Here is a 20,093-nt window from a genome sequence, read left to right on the forward strand (position 1 = left end):
CGCTGAAACAGCTCCCACAACTCGTCAGGGACCAGTCGCTGAAGGAATGCATCCACGTTGTATCCAACGACTGATCGCCAAATGAGTCACGATCTAAGTGACTATGTTTCTGATCATCACTTGGGGCCCATCCCCAGGGGCAGTTGGGTTCGTTCGCGTGATCTAGCACGCTGCGACCACTTCCACTTTTCTCGGCCATCTGTGGCCGAATGGCTCCGCCCGGCCGCCCCGAGGTGTGATGCCGCCAGAAGGGATGGTGCGCGGTGCCTGATCTGGGTCGGCTGGACACGGGTGATCCCGGAGCATCCGGTCACGATACGACCGGGCAGGACGCGAGTGGTCCTTCCGGCCCCGGCCAGCCTGTCTCGTCCAGGTGGCCCGCACCCATCGGCCTCGCGCCGCCGGACCCCACGGTCGTGGAGGACACGATTCCTGCCGGGGACAGGACTTTGGAGATGCCGGCAGTGGCGGTAGGGCGGGTGTTTTCCCGCCGACGCCTCTGGTGGGTTGCCGCGCTGACAGCTTGCGTGGCGCTCGCCGTTCACTTCTGGCCTTCCGCGGATCTGCTGGGGCATCACGATGACGTCTTCTCGGCGGTGGCGGTCGGGCAGGTGAACGGTCGGCCGATCGCCGTCACCTTCGACGGACGCCTATCACCCGGCCAGAAGTAGACAACCAAAACGATCAGTTACACCGTTTGATCGGCTCTGGCTCACTTTCGGTGGTGACGGAAGGTGCCGATAGGTCACGCTGAGTCGTGCGTGATGTCGACGAGCTTGTGCATACGGTGTTTTCGGGCTTATCGCCGCTGGTCATTGAAGACGTCGCAGACGAGGGCGAGCAGATCCGGGTGTGGGCGCGGACCCCAGATGGATCAGTCACTTGCCCGGCTTGCGGGGCCGAGGCGGCGCGGGTGCACGGCTATTACGAGCGGAGCGTGGCCGACATCCCGATCGATGCCCGCCGCGTTGTGGTGCTGGTGCGGATTCGCCGTCTCATCTGCCCCACGCCCGGCTGCCGCCAGACCTTCCGCGAACAGCTTCCCGGTGTGCTGGAGCGCTACCAGCGGCGCACTCCGCGCCTGACCTCGCAGATCGGCGTGGTGGTCCGTGAACTGGCCGGCCGTGCCGGCGCTCGCACCTTATCCGCGCTGGCCGTGCACCTGTCCCGGCATACCGCCCTGCGCATCCTGCTGCGCCTGCCGCTACCTCAGCCGCGGGTACCTCGAGTGCTGGGAGTAGACGACTTCGCCCTGCGCCGGCGCCACCGCTACGCCACCGTGCTCATCGACGCCGAAACACGCGAGCGCATCGACGTCCTACCCGGCCGCACCGCCGATCTCCTGGCAGCCTGGCTGCAGGCCCATCCCGGAGTGCAGATCGTGTGCCGGGACGGCTCCGCCACCTACGCCGAAGCGATCCGCCGCGCCCTGCCAGAAGCCATCCAGGTCGCCGACCGCTGGCACCTATGGCACAACTTCAGCGAAGCCGTCCTGAGAGAAGTCGCCGGACACAGCGCCTGCTGGGCCAAGGCCGGACCGCCGCTGCAAGACGGCAAACGCGCCCAGACCACCCGCGAGCGCTGGCACCAGATCCACGACCTCCTCGGCAAAGGCGTCGGCCTGCTGGAGTGCGCACGCCGACTGAACTTAGGTCTGAACACCGTCAAACGCTACGCCCGCGCCCGCGAGCCAGAGCGGCTGCAACGCGCCCCGCAATACCGGCCCACCCTCGTCGACCCCTACCGCGACCACCTTCGGCGCCGCCGCGGCGACGAGCCCGCCGTCCCCGTCCTGCACCTGTTCACCGAGATCAAAGCCCTCGGCTACCAGGGCAGCTTCAACCTGCTCTACCGCTACATCACCCAAGGAAGGGTCGAAGCCGACCGGCTTCCCATCTCCCCACGCCGCCTGGCCCGACCCCTGCTCACCCGGCCCGACCACCTCACCGACGACCAACGGCGCTTGCACGACGACCTCACCACCACCTGCCCCGAGATGATCGACCTGGCCGGGCTGGTGCGCACCTTCGCCGACCTGCTCCGGCCACGCCAGGACAACGCCGACCACCTCGACGCGTGGATCACCACCGCGCGCGGCGTCGATCTACCTCATCTGCACGCCTTCACCCGAGGCCTCGACCAGGACCACGAAGCCGTCCGCGCGGCCGTCACCATGCCCTTCCACAACGGCGGCACCGAAGGCGTGAACACCAAGACCAAGCGAATCATGCGCCAGATGCACGGCCGAGCCGGCTTCACCTTGCTCCGCCACCGCATCCTCTTGGCCTAACGCTCCGTCACCACCGAAAGAGAGACAGAGCCGTTTGATTGACAGACCCGACGGCGTAGCAAGGAGTCTCATGTCGATCTTGACGGTAGCCCCGCCGCATGATCAAAAGGAGACGTCGGCCCGTCCAGTCGGAGGGCGGGTCGATGTCGGCAACACAGGTCGTTCCAAGAAAGGGAGGCCGTTATGGGGGTCAGGAAGAGCGGGCGCCTGGTTACGCTCGCATCAGTGGGTGCGCTGATGGCAGCGCTGTTACCGGTAGGAGGTATGGCTACCGCTTCGTCTGCCACGCCTCAGGTTCACGCCTGCGTCAGCAAGATCACTCGCGTTACTCGGATAGTCGAGCCTGGGACCGAGTGCTTTTTCGCCGAGGTTGCCGTCCAGTGGGGTGCCGAAGGACCGACCGGACCGGAAGGCCCAGTGGGACCCGCCGGACCACAAGGCGAGCAAGGGCTCAAGGGTGACGCGGGCCCCGTTGGATCCCAAGGCGAGACGGGGGAGACCGGCCCGCAAGGGTCCAAGGGCGACACAGGGGAGACCGGCCCGCAGGGCGAACAGGGGCCTCAGGGGTCGCAAGGGTCCAAGGGGGAGAAGGGGGATCCGGGAGGGGTGAGGGGGGCCCAAGTCGAGGAGGCTCCCTTCGCCGGCGGCTCCGGTGGCGTCATGTGCGCCCCCGGCCAGTACGCGACCGGCGGCGGCTACAAGATCAACAACGGTGCGGGCCAGGTCTACCAGAGCCTTCCCGTCTTCGGGGTGTCCAAAGAGCCACGAGGCTGGGAGATCAGGGCCACCGGCTCAGCCAATGGAACCATCTACGTCATCTGCGTCCCCTGGAGCTGACCACCGGGCAGGATCCCTGGTTTTCGGCATCCTGGGCACTCCGTGGAGGCCCTCATCGCGCTTCGGTGAAGACTTTCGCCATCTCGGCGCGACGTAAGCGGATCAACCTGGCATCCTCCCTTTCCGCCGCTGAGAAGACAGCCGGGAAACGATCATCCATAACTTGGGAAGCGATCGACAAATCCCTGCTCCGGCCGCACGTCACGCACACTCGTGAACACCCCATCAAGGGCCGTTCTTGAAACGGCTGGATTGAGGTTGACGGGATTCCGTCTGATCATCTCGATCAAGCGGGATCCTGTCGTTCGTCCGCCGGTCGGCGGAGTACCACGGTTTCGGCGTCGTCGCCCCGCGCCGCGAGGAGCGCGACGTTGGCGACGAGGTCCTGGCGCGCATCTTGCCGACTCACCGACTCACCATGAGAACGCGCGCTTCTACGGCACCCACTCCGCCGACGCCGGCGGGTACCGGCCGCTACGCCCCACTGTCGTACCTCTGCTTGACTGAGCCCCACTCCGGCCGGCACCCCGCCCGCCGTACGCAGGAAGGCGTCCTGATGGAGATTCCCCTGTTCAAGGGCACATGCCCGCACCCGGTGCCCGATGACGACGAATCCGGCTACGAGGTACGAAGGAAGAAGGGCGGCTACGGTCACGTCGCGCGCCTCTTCGTCCACGACGACTCGCCCGTCCAGCTGGCGGTCCGGGGCGACGGCCCGCACGGAGGCCGGCTCGGCGGGCGGGCGCCGGCCGGGCACGGGGGAACCGGCGTGGACCGGGCGCTGGTGGACGACGCGCCGACGCGCCCGGTCCCGCGCGCGGTGCTGCGGGTCCCGCGCGCGGTGCTGCGGGTGCTGGAGGGCGACGAGCGGGCCCGCCGTTTCCATGGGAAGGCCGGCCGGCCGGCGGACGGCGTCACCCGGGACGCCTCGATGGGCGGCGAGCCGGCCCACCGGCCGAGGTACGCCCGAACGGCCGCCCGGTGACCGACTTCGCCGAACGTGCCGAGCGGCACCGGGGCGAGCTGCGGGTGCACTGCTACCGGATGCTCGGGTCGTTCGACGAGGCGGAGGACATGGTCCAGGAGGTGTTCCTGCGGGCCTGGCGCGGCCGGGACGGCTTCGAGGGCCGTTCCTCGCTGCGCGCCTGGTTGTACCGGATCGCCACCAACGCCTGCCTGGACTTCCTCGACGGCCGGAGCCGCCGGACGCTGCCCGACCAGGCCGATTCGCCGGGCGGCCCGTGGTTGCAGCCGTTCCCCGGCCACCTGTGGGAGCCGGTGGCACCGAGCGCCGACGACCCGGAGGCCGCGGTGGTCGCGAAGGAGACCCTGGAGCTGGCGTTCCTGGCCGCCATCCAGCACCTGCCGCCGAGGCAGCGCGCCGCGACGATCCTGTGCGACGTGCTGGGCTGGCCGGTCCGCCAGACGGCCGAGGTCCTCGACGGCAGCGTCGCCTCGGTCAACAGCGCGTTGCAGCGGGCCAGGGCCACCCTGCGCACCCGCCTGCCGCCCGGCCGGTCGGACTGGGCCCCGTCGGCCCCGCCCACCGACGAGGATCGCAGGATCCTGCGCCGCTACATGTCCGCGGTGGAGCGCGGCGACCTGGCCGAGGTCGCCGATCTGCTGGCGCGGGACGTGCGGGCGACGATGCCGCCGTACCCGGAGTGGTTCACCGACCGCGACGGCGTGCTGGCGGCGCTGTCGGCGAGCTGGGACGCCGGCTCGCCCGACTACGTCGGAACGCTGCGCATGCTGCCGGCGAGCGCCAACGGCCAGCTGGCCGCGGCGACGTACCGGTGCCCGCCGGGCGGGCACGCGTACGAGCCGTTCGGCATCGGTGTGCTGCTGGTCCGCGACGGCCGGATAACCGAGATCGTCGCGTTCCACGAGCCGGCCCTGTTCCCGTCGTTCAACCTCCCGCCCACCCTGGACCGATGAGGTTTCGCGGTGGATGCCGTCTCAATACCGCACAAGGTAATCAGCCGGCAGAGGAGACAGCAGTGAGCGACATCGAACCGCAGACCGCGAACGGCAAGGTGCTCTGGCACTTCACCATGTCCCTGGACGGGTTCGTGGCCGGGCCCGACCACGAGATGGACTGGATGATGACCGGCATCTCGCCCCAGCCGGGCCTGGTCGAGGAGTACGTGGAGACCACCGGCGCGGTCCTGGGCGGCCGGCGCGGCTGGGACCACTTCCCGGATCCCCACAGCGTCTACGGCGGCGCCTGGACCGGCCCCATCTTCGTGCTCACCCATCATCCGGAGGACGCCAAGCCCGCCGACGGCGTCACGTTCCTGAACTGCGACGTGGCCGAGGCGGTACGGATCGCGCTGGCCGCGGCCGGCGGCAAGAACGTCGAGGTGCTCTCACCGACGATCGGTGCCCAGCTTCTCGAACGCGGGCTGCTCGACGAGATCGACCTGCACATCGCGCCCGTGCTGCTCGGCGACGGCATCCGGCTGCTGGACCTCCCCGGTGGCCGGCCGCACTACCTCCACCGGGTCGGTGCCGACGACCCCATGGCCGAGCTGAGTGTGCGGTACCGGCCGGTCAGGCCGTGACCGCGGGCGTCACCACGGCGACGGCGATCGGCACCCGGCAGGTGCCGATCGCCAGACCCCGGGCACCGGGAACACCTCGAGGTGGGCAGGGCGTTCGCGCCCCCGGCCTCGGGGGTGTCGGCCGACGCGACGGCGAGCAGGATCCAGGCGGCCTGAGCGGGGCGCAAGGCAACACGGGTTCGGCCCCTGGAGGAATCTTCTCCGGGGGCCGTTTCCTGTGCTCGGCCTGTTGCAGCCGGCGGCCCCGCGCCCGTACGACCGCCGTGCCGGGTGTTGCGACAAGGTGATCTGAAGGGCGGGTCATAAGACAGGTGGCCTGTTCCGGCCCGTGAGCGGCGAGCGGTCGAGGTGCTCTGCTGGGATCTCGGGGATGTCGGCGGATGTGCGGGCTCGTCCGAAGGCTGGTGGGTGGGGTGCCACCGGGCGAGGAAGCGGTCGTTGGTGATGGTGGCGGGCAACGCGACCAGGACGGTCTGGGCGACTTCTTCGAAGCCTTCGGCGCCGGACGCACCCCAAGACAGGTGATCGAACTCGCTCACCCTTGATTGTCGGGCACGTTGTCCGGCAACATGATCGTTTGGTCGAGGAGGTGCGGGTGGCATGGCGCTGTCGCGCATGAACAACTGTCTGAAGAGCGCCGCGGGTCCGCTGGGTGCTGTCCTCCTGGCGGTCGGCCTGGGATGGGCCACGCTGTACTTCTTCTTCGGGCCCGATGTGCGGCGCGTGGACCCGGCCGTGCTCTCGGAGTTACGAACCGTCGGCCGTGTCGTCGGCGAAGAGGCCGTCATGGTCCACGAGTGGGAGAACACGTACGTCGAAATGAACGACCTTGTGATCTATTTCGACGGCGAGGTGAAGGACGACATACTCGCCGCGGCCGAGCGACGGCTGGACCGGAGTGGTTGGCCCGTCTCGCGCAGAGAGTCGTCCGAGATCTGGGTGAAGTCGGCCAGATGGCCTTCCGTCCTCGTTACGGTGGAGCGGCTCAAAAAGAAGCACATGAGCAGCGACCTGCGCGAGCAGGTCGCGGCCACGGGGCTGCCGATGGACAACATGGCGTACATGAGCGTCCTGCCGTGAGCCTGTCGGCTCCCAGGCGTCGGTCATATCCGGTAGCGGTCACCGGGCAGGTGTGCCCGAGTGGTCGCCCTGTCGCGCACGCCGGGTCAGGATCGCTCGCGTGAGCGTCTTCTGTGAGTACTACCGGGCCGTGGATCGTGCGGCGGCGACCGTCCAGCCGGACCGTTCCCGGGTGATCGACGATCCTGAGTACGGAGTCGCCGGGTTCGACGCCGTGGAGACCAAATGGGTCGACCCTCGGGTGATCCTGGGGCAGCTCGTGGCGTTCGTCGGTGGTGTCGACTTCTTTCTCGGCCTGGTCGACACGGTGCCCCTGTACCCCTCGTATCCCGATCCGGCCCCGCAGACCGACGAGGAGTGGGACGCCCTGCCCGAGGACTCCCCCTACCTGGGCGGGGCGGCCATCGACGAGTTGCCGGTGAACGCGCGCGACATCCTCGCCGGCGCGGACGACTCGTCCCTGCCCGCGGTGGCGGAACGCTGGGCGAAGATCGAGGAGTTCTCCCCCACTCCCCGGACGACGGGGAGTATCTGCTGTCCCTGGTCAAGGATCTTGTCGGGCTGGCCCGCCGCGCCAAGGAGCGCGACCAACTGCTCTACCGCTGGATGTTCGTCTGAACCGAGGTGGTCACCGGAAGGGTCCGGCCTCCGGCATGGAGACCTCTTCGTTGACGGACGGTGTCGTTCCGCCGGTGCTCAGGCGGACCTCCATGGCCGTCTCGGTGATCTGTGGTCCCTTGGAGTGGGAAAGCATGGGTGACGGCGAGCCGGGTCGCCGTCACCCGAGCTTCGGGATGCTACGCGGGCGGCTGGAGGACGGTGACCACGTGGGTGGTGCTCGCTGACCTGACGGTCGAGTTGCCGAGCAACCTGACGGTGTACGTGTGTTCGCCGGCCGTGGTCGGCGTATCGGAGAAGCCGAACGACCCGTCGGCGGCGGGGATCAACTTCACCAGGCTCTTCGAGGTGACGGCGCCATCCGGGCCGACGACCCTGCGTGAGACGGTGATGACCGTCTGCGGGAAGGTGATGCCTTCGACGCCGAAGGTGCCGTTGAAGTCGAGCAGCTCGCCGACGTCGCCCGTCGCCGGTCCGGTCACGGTGAGCGTCGGCTCGTATGAGGCCACCGTGACGGTTGTCGAGGAGCCGCTACCCCGGAACCACGAGTTGCCCGGCCAGTACACCCGGTACTTGAACGCCCCTATGGACGGTGGGGTGTCGGTGAATTCATAGGTCCCGTCCGCCGCCGTGGTGATCTCCTGGAAGGGCCTGGAGGTGTCGTCGGGGAGCCAGCGGTACAGCGAGAGCGTCTGTGGGCCGGGTGGCAGCCCGCTGCTCAGCGTGAGCCGTCCGCTGAAGGTCCACTGCTTGAGCGCGGTCACCTCGGAGGGGGCCGTCAAGGTCAGCGTGGAGGAGTGGTAGGGCGAGGACGGCAGTCGCCAGAGGTGCATCCGCCCGGTGCCGGGCTCCTTCAGAACCGCGAAGGTGACCGTGCCGTAGAAGTCGATGCTGCCCGCCACCACCGCCTTCCCCTGGTGGGCGGCGGTGTAGATGACCTCCGAGGTGGTCGCGTCGTACACCACGAGCTCCGCCGCGTCGCCCGCGGGGGAGTTCCAGCCGCCCACGACGTAGGCGCTGTGGTCCGGGTTGGTCGCGACAGCGGTGGGGACGCCGTGCTCGCCGAATCCGTTGCTGTCGTAGGCGCGGCCCCGAGTCAGGGCCGTCGTGTCCCAGGCGTCGAACCGGCGGGTGTCGTCCGACGCCGACAGCGCCGTCGATCCGTGCTCGGCGAGTGCGAGATCCCGCAGGGCCGGAAGCTCGTTCGCCTCTCCGCGGATCTCGCCGCGCGAGGTGGGAGGCATGGTGCTGATGTCGTACACCTTGACGGTGGCGGGGCTGACTCCCGGCTCCCCGGCCACCAGCGTGTTCCCGGAGACGGCGACGAGCGGAGCCCGGGTCGTGGCCGGTCCGACCCGGAAGGCGGGGGTGGGCGGGGCCGGCCACGCGATGAGGCCGAGAACCCCTCCCTGCCCCTCTTCGCCGCAGCCGAATCCGATCCACAGCCGGTCGTACTCCTGAGCCAGACTCGACGGGCACGGGTACGCGGTGAGGTCGACGCGCCTGGTGATGGCGAGCGTGGCGATGTCGATCTCGATCACTTCGTGCGAGTCGCGCAGCGCCGCGTACACCTTCCCGCCGCTCTCCGGCGAGGCCAGGGCGACGGCACCGGACAGGCCGGGGATCGTGCCGATGACCTTGCCGTCGGTGGACGTGACCACGATCTGGTCGCCGGCGGCGACGAAGACCTTCCTGCTGCGCGCCACCACGTCTCCGCCCGTCCCGGCGACGCCGAGGTCGGTGACGGTCGCGGTGGCCGCGGTGGCCGCGGCGGTGGGCGCCTGGGTGACGAGCAGGGCCGCCGTCAGGAGCAGGGGCCCGGCCCAGGCGACTAATCGGCGGAACAGGGGAGCACGGGCAGAGGTTGATGGGCGCACAGGCGCTCCGTTCTGGAGGGGGAGGGGAGAGTCGAGCACCCCGGCATGACTACGGGGCCCGCTCCGTTGACGATCTTCATCAATCGAACACATATTCGCATAGCGTGGGGTTGCCGTCTAGAGCATCGGTCAGTTCGGCGGAGGCCACGTTCACCGCCATGTCCTGAGGGCGACTTCGATGTGTCGGTGGCGGCGCATATGGTCGAGGGATGGTGGAGACCCTGACCGGCGAAGGCTCCCGGCTGGAGCTGTTCCGGGGTGAATTGACCGGCTACTGCTACCGGGTGCTGGGCTCCGGCTTCGAGGCCGAGGACGCGGTGCAGGAAACGCTGCTGCGTGCCTGGCGGTCGTTCGACCGCTACGACGAGCGGCGGGCGTCACTGCGTACGTGGCTCTACCGCATCGCCACCAACATCTGCCTCGACATGCTGCGCAGCCCGCAACGCCGGGCCCTGGCCATGGATCTCAGCCGGGCGGCGGACGCCGGGCAGGGCATCGGTGAGCCGGCGTCGGAGCGGAGCCTGGTCCATCCGGTTCCGGACGGTCTCGTGCTGCCGATGGACGGCGATCCGGAGGAGCTGGCCGTGCGGCGTGAGACGATCCGCCTGGCGTTCGTCGCCGCGCTGCAGCACCTGCCGCCCCGGCAGAGGGTGGTGCTGATCCTGCGCGACGTGTTGCGCTGGAAGACCGAGGAGGTCGCGAACCTCCTGGAGACCACCGCCGCATCGGTGAACAGCGCGTTGCAGCGGGCAAGGTCGACGATCAGAGCGGTTGACGTCGTGCCCGGCGAGCCGTTCCGGCCGTCCGACCCCGCCCAGCGCGAACTGCTCGCCCGCTACTGCGCCGCGTTCGAGCGCCATGACATCGCCGCGCTCGTCGCCCTGCTGCACGAGGACGCGACGATGTCGATGCCGCCTTTCACCTGGTGGCTTCGCGGCCGCGACCAGATCAGGCGGGCGTTGCTGGACCCGGAAGCGTCCTGCGCGGGCGCGCGCCTCGTCCCGGCCGCGGCGAACGGCTCACCGGCGTTCTGGCAGACCAGACCTGGTCCCGACGGTGTCCACGCACCCTTCGGGCTGGTCCTCCTTGACGTGTTCGGGGGTCTGATCGGCGGCATCACCACGTATCTGGACACCGACCGGCTGATCCCGCTTTTCGGCGCCCCGGTTGATTCGTCACAGCCGACGCGAATGCTTCCTTCGCACCGATGAGTTTCGTGAGGCCACGACGTATCACCGTGGACAGCGACTCAAGCGAACCGGAGGAGCGGACATGACGACCGTCCAGCCCATCATCACCACATCCGACCTGGATCGACTGCAGGCCTTCTACGAGCGTTTGCTCGGGGCGGTGGAGGAGGGCCGCTTCCCGGAGGACGGGCCCGCCTTCTTCGTGAGACTGAAGCTGGGAGACTCGGAGCTCGGACTGGTCAACGAGGCGGCGACCGACCTGTCCGCGCCGCAGCGGATCCTGCTGAGCGTGAAGGTCGACGACGTCGACGGCCTGCTGGACCGGGTCGAGGCGGCGGGCGGACGGGTGCTCGGCCCGTCGACCGACATGTCCTGGGGAGAACGCGTGGCCCACGTCCACGACCCTGACGGGAACATGGTCAACCTGACCCAGTCCCTCCAGGGGAGCGCCGGCTAGCCGGTCGCTGACGCGGCGCGGTCATCGCCAGGTACGGCTTCCAGTCGCCGTGCCTGATCCGGTCACGTCATTGACGGCCATGGCGTTCCTTGAGGGCGCGTACTGGATGCGGGCGTGGCCAAGATGGTGTACGGGGCCGATAGGTTCAGGTCGGTTGGGGGAGGCGAGTCCGCAAGAGGGGCGTTCCTCAGTTCTGGGGGAGTACCGTCGCCGTGATGACGCTGTTGACGATGGTCGCGGTGACGGTGCGCGTGACCGCTTCGGCGGCGGCTCCGGCTCCCCAGTTGCCCTGTTCGAGTTCCTTGGCGCGGGTGATCACGGGAGAGGTCCAGGGGATCTCGCGGTGGAACTGGGGAAGCGTCCCGCTTGCCGAGAGCAGTGCCGCGAGCGCGGCGACACGGGGCCGCGGTTCCGCGCCCTCGACGAGCACGTCGCGGACGTCCGCGAGGAGCCGGGACCGGCGCCCGTTTCCGCCGTCCTCGAGGACCTTCACATCGAACAGGCCGAGCGTCCTGCGGCTCGCGCGGCGGATGTCGCCGCGTTCGACGAGCCTGTCGAGCAGCGGGCCACGTAGTCTCGGCCCGATCGCCGCGAGCACCGTCTGGACGCCTCGGGGCTTCTCGGAGAGGTAGTCCCAGGCGAAGCGGAGGATGACGTCCGACGGCGGGTGATCCTCGACGGCCCCCACCCGTGTCGTCCCGACCCGGCCGGAATCGGTTCGCACATGGCCGCCGAGCCCGAGGTCCGCGAGCACCGCTCCGGCGAGGGTGTAGAAGAGCGTGTTCTCACCCGCGATGGTCCCGGTGCCCGCCTGGAGGCCGGAGTTCGGCTGGAACAGGAGGAGCAGGAGATCCTCCGCCAGGGTCGGGGCCCCGAGCCGTTTCGCCGCGCCGGGCGTCTCGGCCTCGCCGCCGGTGAAGCCGGTGAAGGGGTGTTCGGGCTGCTGGGTCATCGGTTTCGCCTTTCGACGGAGGTGTGCCGGTTTCGTGAATCAGGTTCGCCGCGGCACGTGACCATGGGATTCGGCGTGGCGTGATCAACCGGGCCCGGTGGTTCCGGTGATCAGTACGAGCAGCGGCAGGGCCATGTTGTTGACGGCGTGGACGGCCACCGCGGGCCAGATCGACCCGCTGCGGCGCATCGCCTCGGCGGCGATGACGCCCACCACGAGCGCCGAGGGCAGGACGATGTTGATGCCGTGGAGGAGGGCGAAGATCAGTGAGCTGGACAGGACGCCGACGACGGGCCCGTAGCGCAGCAGGGCGTTGGTGATGACGCCGCGGTAGAGGAACTCCTCGCCGATGGGGGTGAGGACGGCAAGGAAGGCGAAGGTCAGGATCAGGGGCAGTACGCCGCCGCCGGCCGCGTCGTAGTACGGGCTCTGGGGGTCGGCGTCGAACCCGGTCAGGGCGATGACGGCGTAGTTCACCACGCCCTTGAGCACGATCGCGACCACGCCCGCGGCGGCGCCGATGCCCATCCAGCGCCAGGTGGTGCGGCGCACGCTGAAGGCGCCCCAGGAGCGGATGCGGATCAGCGCGGCCGCGGCGAAACCGACGAGGCCGACGAGGCCCGACCAGGCGGCCAGGAGCAGCCCGTACACCACCGCGTCCGACTCCAGGCCCAGCGGGCCGAAGAACGGGATCACGGCCGTGGCGGCCGCCATCGCGAGCAGGCCGACCACGATCTCGGGCCAGCCCGGCCGCGCCGGGGAGGTGGTGCCGGCCGGGTCCGGCCGCCGCGGGTGGCCGGCATGGTCAGTCGACATGGTGGTGAACTCCTTGTTCTACGGTTTCGACGGGCGTTTCGGTCTCGATGGGCGTCATCCGTGTCCGTGGGGTGGCCGCGTCGATCGCCGTCATCGGCGTGGTTCCCAGCGGAAGATCCGGGAGGCCAGCGCGACGGCGACGACGACCCAGCTCAGTGTGGGCGCCAGCAGGAGAAGGGAGTCGGAGAGGGGGGCGCCGCCGTTCCAGGCGTTGAGGACCAATTCGGTGGCCGAGCCGCCGGGAAGCAGCCGCTTGAGCAGGGTGAGCTCCTCGGTGCCGGTGATCCCCACCCAGCTGGCCACCGCGATGGTGGCGAGGCTGACGGGCAGCGTGGTCACCTGGGCGTGCTCGGGGGAGTTCGTCACCCCCGCGGTGGCCAGTCCCAGGCCGAGCATCATGATCACCATTGAGATGACGGCCGCCGCCAGGAGCGGGAGGTTGTCCGGCCCGCCTGCGACCGCGGCCAGCACGGTCATGATCATGGTCACCTGGACCAGCGAGATGACGGTGATCGGCAGGAGCAGCCCGCAGATGATGTCGGTGTCGCTCGCCGCGGTGGAGCGCAGCCGCTTGAGGAAGAGGTTCTGCCGGCGTGAGGCCAAGGTGGTGACCACGGTGGTGTAGAGCCCGAACGCCCCGACGGTGAACATGACCACCGCCGCGATGTATCCGAGGCTGCCCAGGGCCGCGAAGGCCTCGTGCTGGCGGATGAAGAGCGCGCTGACCGCCACGGGCACGATGAGACTGGTGACGAGGATCAGCCGGTTGCGGAAGATCTGGACCAGCTCACTGAGAGCGATCGAGAGCATGACGAAGGTCCTTTTCGTTAAGGGAGAGGGGCGCGGGGTGGTCTAGTCGTTGTCGAGGGCGCGGAAGACGTCGTCGAGCCGGGTCGGCCCGGCCTGGAGGTCTCGCAGCTCCACCGCGTGCTCCTGCGCCCAGCGCAGCAGGGTGTGCAGGTCTTTTTGCAGGCTGAAGGTCTCGATGAGGAACTTGCCGTCGCTTTCGCGGGTGGCCTGCAGCGGCAGCGCGAGGGCGGGTACGGGGGCGGGGCGGGCCCCGGCCGCACCGCCGGCTCGCCCGTCGGCGTCCCGCGTCGGCGGCGCGAGGGCGGACGCGGGTGTGGCGAGCGAGAAGCGGATGGCGGCCGGCAGGGTTCGCGTCAGTTCCGAGACGGTTCCCTGGCGGTGGAAGGTGCCCCTGTGCATGAGGCCGATGCGGTCGGCGCGCTGCTGCGCCTCCTCCAAATAGTGCGTGGTGAGGACGACGGTGGAGCCGTTCTCGCGCAGCCGGTCGACGGCGTCCCACAGATCGTCCCGGGACTGGATGTCCAGGCCGGTGGTGGGCTCGTCCAGGAAGATCAGTTCAGGTGTTCCGTACACGGCGGTGGCGAAGTCCAGGCGCCGTTTCTCGCCGCCGGAGAGCTGGGAGACCTTGGTGGTGGCCTTGCGGGTGAGGTCGACGATGGCGAGCACGCGTTCGACCTGGTCGGTGCGCCGGGTGAGTTTCCCGATCAGCCGGACCGACTCCCTGACCGTCAGGTCGGGGGAGAATCCGCTCTCCTGCAGCATGATGCCCATCCTGGGCCGCACGGCGCGCCGGTCACGGGGGCTCTTCCCGAAGACCCGCACGGTGCCCGAGGTGGCGGTGCGGTGGCCTTCGATGATCTCCAGGGTCGAGGTCTTGCCCGCCCCGTTCGTGCCGAGCAGCGCGTAGAGCTCCCCGCGCTCCACCTGGAAGGACAGGTCTTTCACGGCGTGAAAGTCGCCGTAGGTGAGGTTCAGACGTTCGACGTCGATGACCGGTGTGGAGGACATGGCGTCGATTCCAGCAGCCGCCGCGCGCGGCGGGCAGTGCGACCACGTCACGACCTCGTCATGACATTTCTTCGGCGAACGTATGACGCTGCGTCACTGTCGGTGCCGCGAAACGCTGAGAACAATGGGCGTGGTGTGCTGTTTGCTCCTGGGAAGTCACCGATGAACGCAGAAGTCCCGTGTATCCCGCCGACGGGCACCGCGACCGTCTTTCTCCGCCGCCCGGGGACCGGCCTCCTGCCCGGCGATCGCTCGGGGACCGGCCTCCTGTCCGGCGATGTGGGGTCATGACCGGTGATCGGAGGTGAGGGCCCTCGTCGTGACGAGCACCCGCACCGGCTGACGGCCGGCGGTGGACGTCGTCAGGTCCTTCGCTCTGGCGTCCCGTCGCGCTCGCTTCTCCGGGCGAGGCGCCGGGCCTGCCCGTCGTGCACATCGTTCACCCACTCCCAGCCGGGCTTGGCCGACGGGCCGATCCGCGGGTCGTCGGGAACGTCGCCCTCACGCAAGGCGAGCACGTACGCCCGGTCCCGCTCGATCCGTGCGTGCGCCTGATCGGCTCCGCCGACCGACCCGTGGCCGGGGACGACGACCTCGACGTCGCCCGCCACGCCCTCCAGCAGCCGCAGCGCCGCGAGGTAGTCCTCGACCGGGTCGGCGGTGCCGTTCAGGTCGAGCATCGGGACCAGGACGTCGGAGAGCATGTCGCCGGCGACGAGAACCCCGCGTTCCTCGACGAACAGCGCCGCGTGGCCCGGTGCGTGCGCCTGGTGCTCGATGATCCGGACCTGAGGGCCGTTCCACGGAATCCGCGCCGTCTCGGCGGGCAGGGCGGTGAGGAGGCCGAACAGGTCCAGCGGGACCCGTCCGGCGACCTCCGTTTCAAGCAGGTGGGCGGCGATCTCGTCCTTCGCGCCCGGGTCGGACAGCTGATCCCGGACGGTGGCCGCGCAGCGGGCCGTGCCGTAGCGAGGGGCCGCGCCGAACCGGGGGTGCCAGAGCAGGTGGTCCCAATCCGGATGCGTCGAGAAGCCCGCCGCGACGGTCTGGCCCGAATCGGACAGGTCGTTCGCGAGGCAGGCCATCTCGTCGTCCTCCACCCCGGGGTCGACGAGCAACACGCCGGCCCGGCCGTGCACGACGACGGCGTTGCTCTGGCAGAACTCGCTCTCGTGGACCAGCACACCCTCCGCTACCTGCCTCAGCACGGGTGGCCCCTTCCGCTTGTGGTTTGCAACCGCTCGCCGAGACGGTAGTACCCGGTGATGGTGAATCGCAAGCACTATGGGCGAAGCGCACACGCCGCGGCCGAGATGTCCGGCGCCCTGGAGGGACGCGCGGGCGGGTGCGGATGGCCGATGGCGGGCGGATGCCGCACGATCCGGTGAGGCGATACTGTCCCAGCATGGAACGGGCTGGATGGCGGCGCGGCGGGAGGGACGTCGTCGACGCGGCGGTGGCGGTCGCCGTGGCGCTGCTCATCAGTTACGCCATCGTCGATCCACCGGGGCGGTCGTCACCGTGGCCCGCGTGGGCGGCCTGGCTGGTGGCGGCGGTCCTGAGCCTTCCGATCGCCGTCCGGCGGCGCCGGCCGCGGGTCGTGCTCGCTGTCGCGTGCGCCACGGGCACGGGGGTGACCGTGGCCGGCGCCGTCGCGGCGGGCGCGATCTGGCTGACGTTCGTGCCGACCGTGCTCGTGCTGTACCTGGTGGCCGCCACCACCACGATCGCCTGGTCGGCGGCGGGCCTGGCGGTCTGCCTGTCCGCCGCGGTGACCGCGATCCTGATCTTCTACGCGCAGGTGTTCCCCGGTCTCGCGCCCGCGGCGGCGCCCAGCGAGATGCCGGCGGCCTGGCCGATCGAGATCGGCACGATCGGCGTGTTCCTGACCGTCGCGTGGGCCGTCGGAACGGTCGTGCGCTGGAAGCGGGACACGACCGCCCGCCTCGTCCGCCACCTCGCCGACGCCGCGGTGACCGACGAGCGCAGGCGCATCGCCCGCGAACTGCACGACGTCATCGGCCACAGCATGAGCCTGATCGCCGTCAAGGCCACCGTCGCCAACCACGTCGCCGAGGCCCGCCCGCAGGAGGCCCGCGCCGCGCTGGCCGTCATCGAGCAGACCAGCCGCAGCACGCTCGCCGAGATCCACCGGGTGCTCGACCTGCTGCGCTCCGACGGTGATCCCCGGCAGGACCCCGTGCCCGCGCCCGGCATGGCGGACCTGCCCGAGCTGGCCGCCCACGCCCGTTCGGCCGGGGTCGAGGTGGAGCTGACCGTCCGTGAGGAGGCCGCCCCGCCCGCGGCGGTCGCGATGTCGGTGTACCGGATCGTGCAGCAGGCCCTGACCAACGTCGTCACCCACGTGGGGCCGACCCGCTGCGTGGTCACCGTGGACGTCGACGGCCGGGAGGCCGTGATCGAGGTCGTCGACGACGGCCCCCGCCACGGCCGCCCGCCGCGCCCTGGTCACGGCGGACACGGCGGACACGGCCTGGTCGGCATGCGGGAACGGACCAAGATGTACGGGGGCGCGTTCGACGCGGGCCCCCGGCCGGAAGGAGGCTTTCGCGTGGCGGCCCGGCTGCCCTACGACCCGGACGGCACCGCGGCATGAGTACCGAACGACATGAGCACCGACGGCATGAGCACCGACGGCATGAGCACTGAATGGCATGAACACCGAACGACATGAGCCCTGACGACATGAGTACCGACGGCATGAGCACTGACGACACGAACATCGGCGACGCGGCGTACGACTCGCCCCCGCCCGTCCGGGTCCTGCTCGCCGAGAACCAGGTCCTGATCCGCGACAGCCTCAAGGTCCTCATCGACGCGACGCCGGGGCTGGCCGTCGTGGGCGAGGCGGGCACCGGCGCCGAGGCCGTGCTCCTGGCCCGCCGACACCGGCCGGACGTCGTCCTTATGGACGTACGGATGCCGGACATGGACGGCATCGAGGCGACCCGGCGCATCTGCGCCGACCCCGCCTGCGCCGGCGTGCGCGTGCTGATCCTCACCACGTTCGATCTGGACGAATACGTGTACGCGTCGCTGCGGGCGGGTGCGAGCGGCTTCCTGCTCAAGAGCGCCATGGCGGCCGAGTTGCTGGCCGCCATCCGGGTCGTCGCCTCCGGTGAGGCGCTGCTCGCGCCCACCGTCACCCGCCGGCTCATCACCGATTTCCTGGAGGGCTCTCGTCCGGCCCAGGCGGTGCGGGGTCTCGATGACGTCACCCCGCGCGAGCGCGAGGTGCTCACCCTCGTCGGCAGGGGACTGTCCAACGCCGAGATCGCCGAGCACCTGCACCTCACCGTCGGCACGGTCAAGACCCACATCGGCCGTCTCCTGGCCAAACTGGGGGCCCGGGACCGGGCCCAGCTCGTCATCGCCGCCTACGAGGGCGGGCTCGTCACCGGCTCGGACGGCCGCCGGTGACCGTTCCGCCCTTCTCCGGACGAGGGCGCGTCTCCGCACGTTCATCGCCCCTGTCACCGGGCCGGATCGTCACCCTCTCGGGCCGAAGGCCGACATGAGGACATGCACGCCGATGAGGACGGCGACCCAGATCATGGCGCGCCTGGTCGGCGGGGGGCCGCCGCGCAGCAGCGAGATGCCCAGGGGGATGAAGGCGACGCAGAGGCCGCCCACGGCGATGAAGGACTGCGGTTCGGTGCCCTTGAGCGTCCCCAGCGCGAGCGCCGACATCAGGCCGAGCGCGATCGAACGGCCCAGCCCCAGGGCGCCGGAGCGGTAGGCGCCGACGGCCAGCACGACCCACCCGAAGAAGGCCGGCCCGGACATGGACCTGAAGGGGTGCCAGACCGTGTCCCGCCATGCCAGGTAGTAGCCGTCGATGCCGGTGAGCATGGTCCGCAGGCCGAGGGTGTCGGTCAGGTGGAAGGCCAGGTGATCGGTGCCGAACTGGAAGGTCCGGGTGAACAGGCCGACGATCACCAGGCAGCCGCCCCAGATTCCCCACAGCGGGCTGGTGGCGGCGATCCTCTGTGCCAGCGTCATGACCGCTGGCCACAGCAGCACGAACCCGCCGGCGAAGCAGGCGTAGGCGGCGGTGATGAGGGCGGGATGCTGGGTGTAGGCGGTGAGCTGGTAAGGGACGAAGTAGTAGAACGGGGAGCGCAGGAGGGTCCCGGCCATGATCAGGGTGGGGCCGCCGATCAGCGAGATGATGCTTACCCATCGGCCGGGAAACGGGGACCGCAGATCCAGGTTGGCCGCGGCGTTGGCGGCCCGCCGGTCCGCGCCTGTCCGGCGCCATCGCGTGACGTTCCCGCGAAGGTCAATGCTCATGGATTGCCGCCCGTCTCGTCCGTGTCGGTGTGCCCGGACCGGTACGCCGGGGCACACCGAAATGGTGAGGGTCGAGGCGGGGAGCGCGCGTCTGGCCCGGGTCGCATCTTGGCAGGCGGGTACGAGCAGGCGATGAGACCCCGGACGGATGCGCGTGTCCGACCGTGGGCAGATGCCGGGTAGTCCGTTGAGGCGGTAGCTTCGCGTCGTGGAGCGCCGGCGGATCGGTGGGGGCCGGGCGGGCCGGGGCGGTCGTGGGCCGGTTGCCGTGGTCCTTCGGAGGGAGTCCGGGCGTTCCGGCCCGGTCCGCGGCGATGTCGTTCGGCGGGACGGTGTCAGGGAGGACGTCCCGGTCCCGGTCGTCGAGGCCGGAGTCGCGGGCGACCCGGCCGGGCCCGCCGGTATCAGGAGAACAGCTTCCAGTGCCCTTCGGAGACGACGTCGGCGGTGCCGTCGGCCACTCTGATGGCGGTCTCGTCGTCGATCGCGTACGCCGGGCCCGGGATTCCGGCCGCCCATCTTTCCGCGTCGGCCATGGTGTTCTCCGGCAGGAGCTCGTGGTCCAGGTGCGGGAAGATCGAGAAGTCGACGACGCCCAGCGTGCTGTCGTCGCCGGTGTGCGGTTTCCAGCCGACGAAGTCCTCCCCGATACGGGGGGTCATCACCATGCTCCCGGCGCTCAGCCCCACCCAGACCGTCTCGTGCAGTGACGGCAGGAGCTCCGCCAGTCCCGACTGCCGCATCCAGTGGCACAGGTACAGGGCGTCGCCGCCGTTCACCAGCAGGACGTCCGTCTCCCGGACCCAGGAGACCCAGCGTTCTTCGTCGATGCCGGGCAGCGCGGTGAGCTCCAGCACTCCCAGGGACTTCCAGCCCAGCTCGCACATGGGCAGGGGGGACCGGCCGCTGATGAAGCGCCACACCCTGTCAGGACTGGCCTGGGGATGCCCGTACCCCGCGGTGGGGATGCACAGGGCGTTGGAGTCGGCGATCGGTTTGCCCAGCAGGTCGACCAGAGCCCTGTGGATGCTCGGGTTCTTGACGCCGGCGGAAGTGAGGAGAAGCCTCACGCTTGCCTCCTGTACGTAGTGGTCATGACGTTCCCGTCGAGAGCCGGGAGACCGGTGCGTGCGATCTCCGGCGGCCACCCGTCTCGATCACATGGCCCGGTCGCATGGCCCGGGCGGGGGGGGGGGGGGGGGGCCCCGCCGGGCGCCCGGGGGGGGGGGGGGGGGGGGGGGGGGGGGGCCCCGCCCCGGCGCCCCCCCCCCCCCGGCCCC

At 70.0% G+C, this 20,093-nt stretch carries 20 protein-coding genes; 12 read left to right on the forward strand and 8 right to left on the reverse strand.

Annotated elements, in window-relative coordinates; all coding sequences use genetic code 11:
* The first annotated feature begins 416 nt into the window (after positions 1-416).
* The 8 genes from ACFYWM_RS06165 (at position 417) to ACFYWM_RS06200 (ending at position 7,531) form a co-directional block, all read left to right on the forward strand.
* Positions 417-671, forward strand: coding sequence for a hypothetical protein (locus tag ACFYWM_RS06165; RefSeq protein WP_389909356.1), 255 nt, complete (start codon positions 417-419; stop codon positions 669-671).
* Between the two features lie 116 nt (positions 672-787).
* Positions 788-2,290: an ISL3 family transposase gene (locus ACFYWM_RS06170; RefSeq protein ID WP_389910251.1), complete on the forward strand. Its 1,503-nt coding sequence runs from the start codon at positions 788-790 to the stop codon at positions 2,288-2,290.
* A gap of 606 nt (positions 2,291-2,896) precedes the next feature.
* The gene (locus ACFYWM_RS06175) at positions 2,897-3,127 is read left to right on the forward strand and encodes a hypothetical protein (RefSeq protein ID WP_389909359.1); all 231 of its coding nucleotides are present in this window, start codon (positions 2,897-2,899) and stop codon (positions 3,125-3,127) included.
* 556 nt (positions 3,128-3,683) lie between these two features.
* Positions 3,684-4,112 (forward strand): hypothetical protein, encoded by a 429-nt coding sequence (locus tag ACFYWM_RS06180; protein WP_389909361.1) that lies wholly within the window; start codon positions 3,684-3,686, stop codon positions 4,110-4,112.
* Positions 4,109-5,065: an RNA polymerase subunit sigma-70 gene (locus tag ACFYWM_RS06185; protein ID WP_389909364.1), complete on the forward strand. Its 957-nt coding sequence runs from the start codon at positions 4,109-4,111 to the stop codon at positions 5,063-5,065. The genes ACFYWM_RS06180 and ACFYWM_RS06185 overlap by 4 nt, the downstream gene beginning before the upstream one ends.
* A gap of 62 nt (positions 5,066-5,127) precedes the next feature.
* Positions 5,128-5,691, forward strand: a complete 564-nt coding sequence (locus ACFYWM_RS06190) for a dihydrofolate reductase family protein (protein ID WP_389909367.1) — start codon at positions 5,128-5,130, stop codon at positions 5,689-5,691.
* A 600-nt stretch (positions 5,692-6,291) separates the two neighbouring features.
* On the forward strand, positions 6,292-6,771 hold the full coding sequence (locus ACFYWM_RS06195) for a hypothetical protein (RefSeq protein WP_389909370.1): 480 nt from the start codon (positions 6,292-6,294) through the stop codon (positions 6,769-6,771).
* A 100-nt stretch (positions 6,772-6,871) separates the two neighbouring features.
* A complete protein-coding gene (locus tag ACFYWM_RS06200) occupies positions 6,872-7,531 on the forward strand; it encodes a hypothetical protein (protein ID WP_389909372.1) in 660 nt (219 codons plus the stop codon).
* A 37-nt stretch (positions 7,532-7,568) separates the two neighbouring features.
* On the opposite strand, the gene ACFYWM_RS06205 is transcribed toward ACFYWM_RS06200, so the two are convergent.
* On the reverse strand, positions 7,569-9,266 hold the full coding sequence (locus tag ACFYWM_RS06205; protein WP_389909375.1) for a YncE family protein: 1,698 nt from the start codon (positions 9,264-9,266) through the stop codon (positions 7,569-7,571).
* 209 nt (positions 9,267-9,475) lie between these two features.
* Between ACFYWM_RS06205 and ACFYWM_RS06210 the strand changes: the two genes are divergently transcribed.
* Together ACFYWM_RS06210 and ACFYWM_RS06215 are read left to right on the forward strand one after the other, a co-directional pair.
* Positions 9,476-10,477 (forward strand): sigma-70 family RNA polymerase sigma factor, encoded by a 1,002-nt coding sequence (locus tag ACFYWM_RS06210; RefSeq protein WP_389909378.1) that lies wholly within the window; start codon positions 9,476-9,478, stop codon positions 10,475-10,477.
* A gap of 61 nt (positions 10,478-10,538) precedes the next feature.
* Positions 10,539-10,913 carry a VOC family protein gene (locus tag ACFYWM_RS06215; RefSeq protein WP_389909381.1) on the forward strand — a complete coding sequence of 125 codons (375 nt, stop codon included), beginning with the start codon at positions 10,539-10,541 and terminating at the stop codon, positions 10,911-10,913.
* Between the two features lie 187 nt (positions 10,914-11,100).
* On the opposite strand, the gene ACFYWM_RS06220 is transcribed toward ACFYWM_RS06215, so the two are convergent.
* The 5 genes from ACFYWM_RS06220 to ACFYWM_RS06240 form a co-directional block, all read right to left on the reverse strand.
* Positions 11,101-11,865 carry a GPP34 family phosphoprotein gene (locus ACFYWM_RS06220; protein ID WP_389909384.1) on the reverse strand — a complete coding sequence of 255 codons (765 nt, stop codon included), beginning with the start codon at positions 11,863-11,865 and terminating at the stop codon, positions 11,101-11,103.
* 84 nt (positions 11,866-11,949) lie between these two features.
* A complete protein-coding gene (locus ACFYWM_RS06225; RefSeq protein WP_389909387.1) occupies positions 11,950-12,681 on the reverse strand; it encodes a CPBP family intramembrane glutamic endopeptidase in 732 nt (243 codons plus the stop codon).
* Between the two features lie 90 nt (positions 12,682-12,771).
* The gene (locus ACFYWM_RS06230) at positions 12,772-13,491 is read right to left on the reverse strand and encodes an ABC transporter permease (RefSeq protein WP_389909390.1); all 720 of its coding nucleotides are present in this window, start codon (positions 13,489-13,491) and stop codon (positions 12,772-12,774) included.
* A 42-nt stretch (positions 13,492-13,533) separates the two neighbouring features.
* The gene (locus tag ACFYWM_RS06235; protein WP_389909393.1) at positions 13,534-14,499 is read right to left on the reverse strand and encodes an ABC transporter ATP-binding protein; all 966 of its coding nucleotides are present in this window, start codon (positions 14,497-14,499) and stop codon (positions 13,534-13,536) included.
* Between the two features lie 362 nt (positions 14,500-14,861).
* Positions 14,862-15,707: an MBL fold metallo-hydrolase gene (locus tag ACFYWM_RS06240; protein ID WP_389909396.1), complete on the reverse strand. Its 846-nt coding sequence runs from the start codon at positions 15,705-15,707 to the stop codon at positions 14,862-14,864.
* 197 nt (positions 15,708-15,904) lie between these two features.
* Between ACFYWM_RS06240 and ACFYWM_RS06245 the strand changes: the two genes are divergently transcribed.
* Both ACFYWM_RS06245 and ACFYWM_RS06250 read left to right on the forward strand, forming a co-directional pair.
* Positions 15,905-17,116: a sensor histidine kinase gene (locus tag ACFYWM_RS06245; RefSeq protein WP_389909399.1), complete on the forward strand. Its 1,212-nt coding sequence runs from the start codon at positions 15,905-15,907 to the stop codon at positions 17,114-17,116.
* A gap of 104 nt (positions 17,117-17,220) precedes the next feature.
* Complete coding sequence (locus ACFYWM_RS06250) at positions 17,221-17,940, forward strand: response regulator (RefSeq protein WP_389909402.1); 720 nt, start codon at positions 17,221-17,223, stop codon at positions 17,938-17,940.
* 69 nt (positions 17,941-18,009) lie between these two features.
* Here the strand turns inward: ACFYWM_RS06250 and ACFYWM_RS06255 are convergent, their stop codons facing one another.
* Both ACFYWM_RS06255 and ACFYWM_RS06260 read right to left on the reverse strand, forming a co-directional pair.
* Positions 18,010-18,813, reverse strand: a complete 804-nt coding sequence (locus ACFYWM_RS06255; protein WP_389909405.1) for a hypothetical protein — start codon at positions 18,811-18,813, stop codon at positions 18,010-18,012.
* A gap of 404 nt (positions 18,814-19,217) precedes the next feature.
* Positions 19,218-19,883 carry a Type 1 glutamine amidotransferase-like domain-containing protein gene (locus tag ACFYWM_RS06260; RefSeq protein WP_389909408.1) on the reverse strand — a complete coding sequence of 222 codons (666 nt, stop codon included), beginning with the start codon at positions 19,881-19,883 and terminating at the stop codon, positions 19,218-19,220.
* Between the last annotated feature and the right edge of the window lie 210 nt (positions 19,884-20,093).

It is taken from the genome of Streptosporangium sp. NPDC002721, assembly GCF_042888905.1.
Taxonomy (GTDB): Bacteria; Actinomycetota; Actinomycetes; order Streptosporangiales; family Streptosporangiaceae; genus Streptosporangium.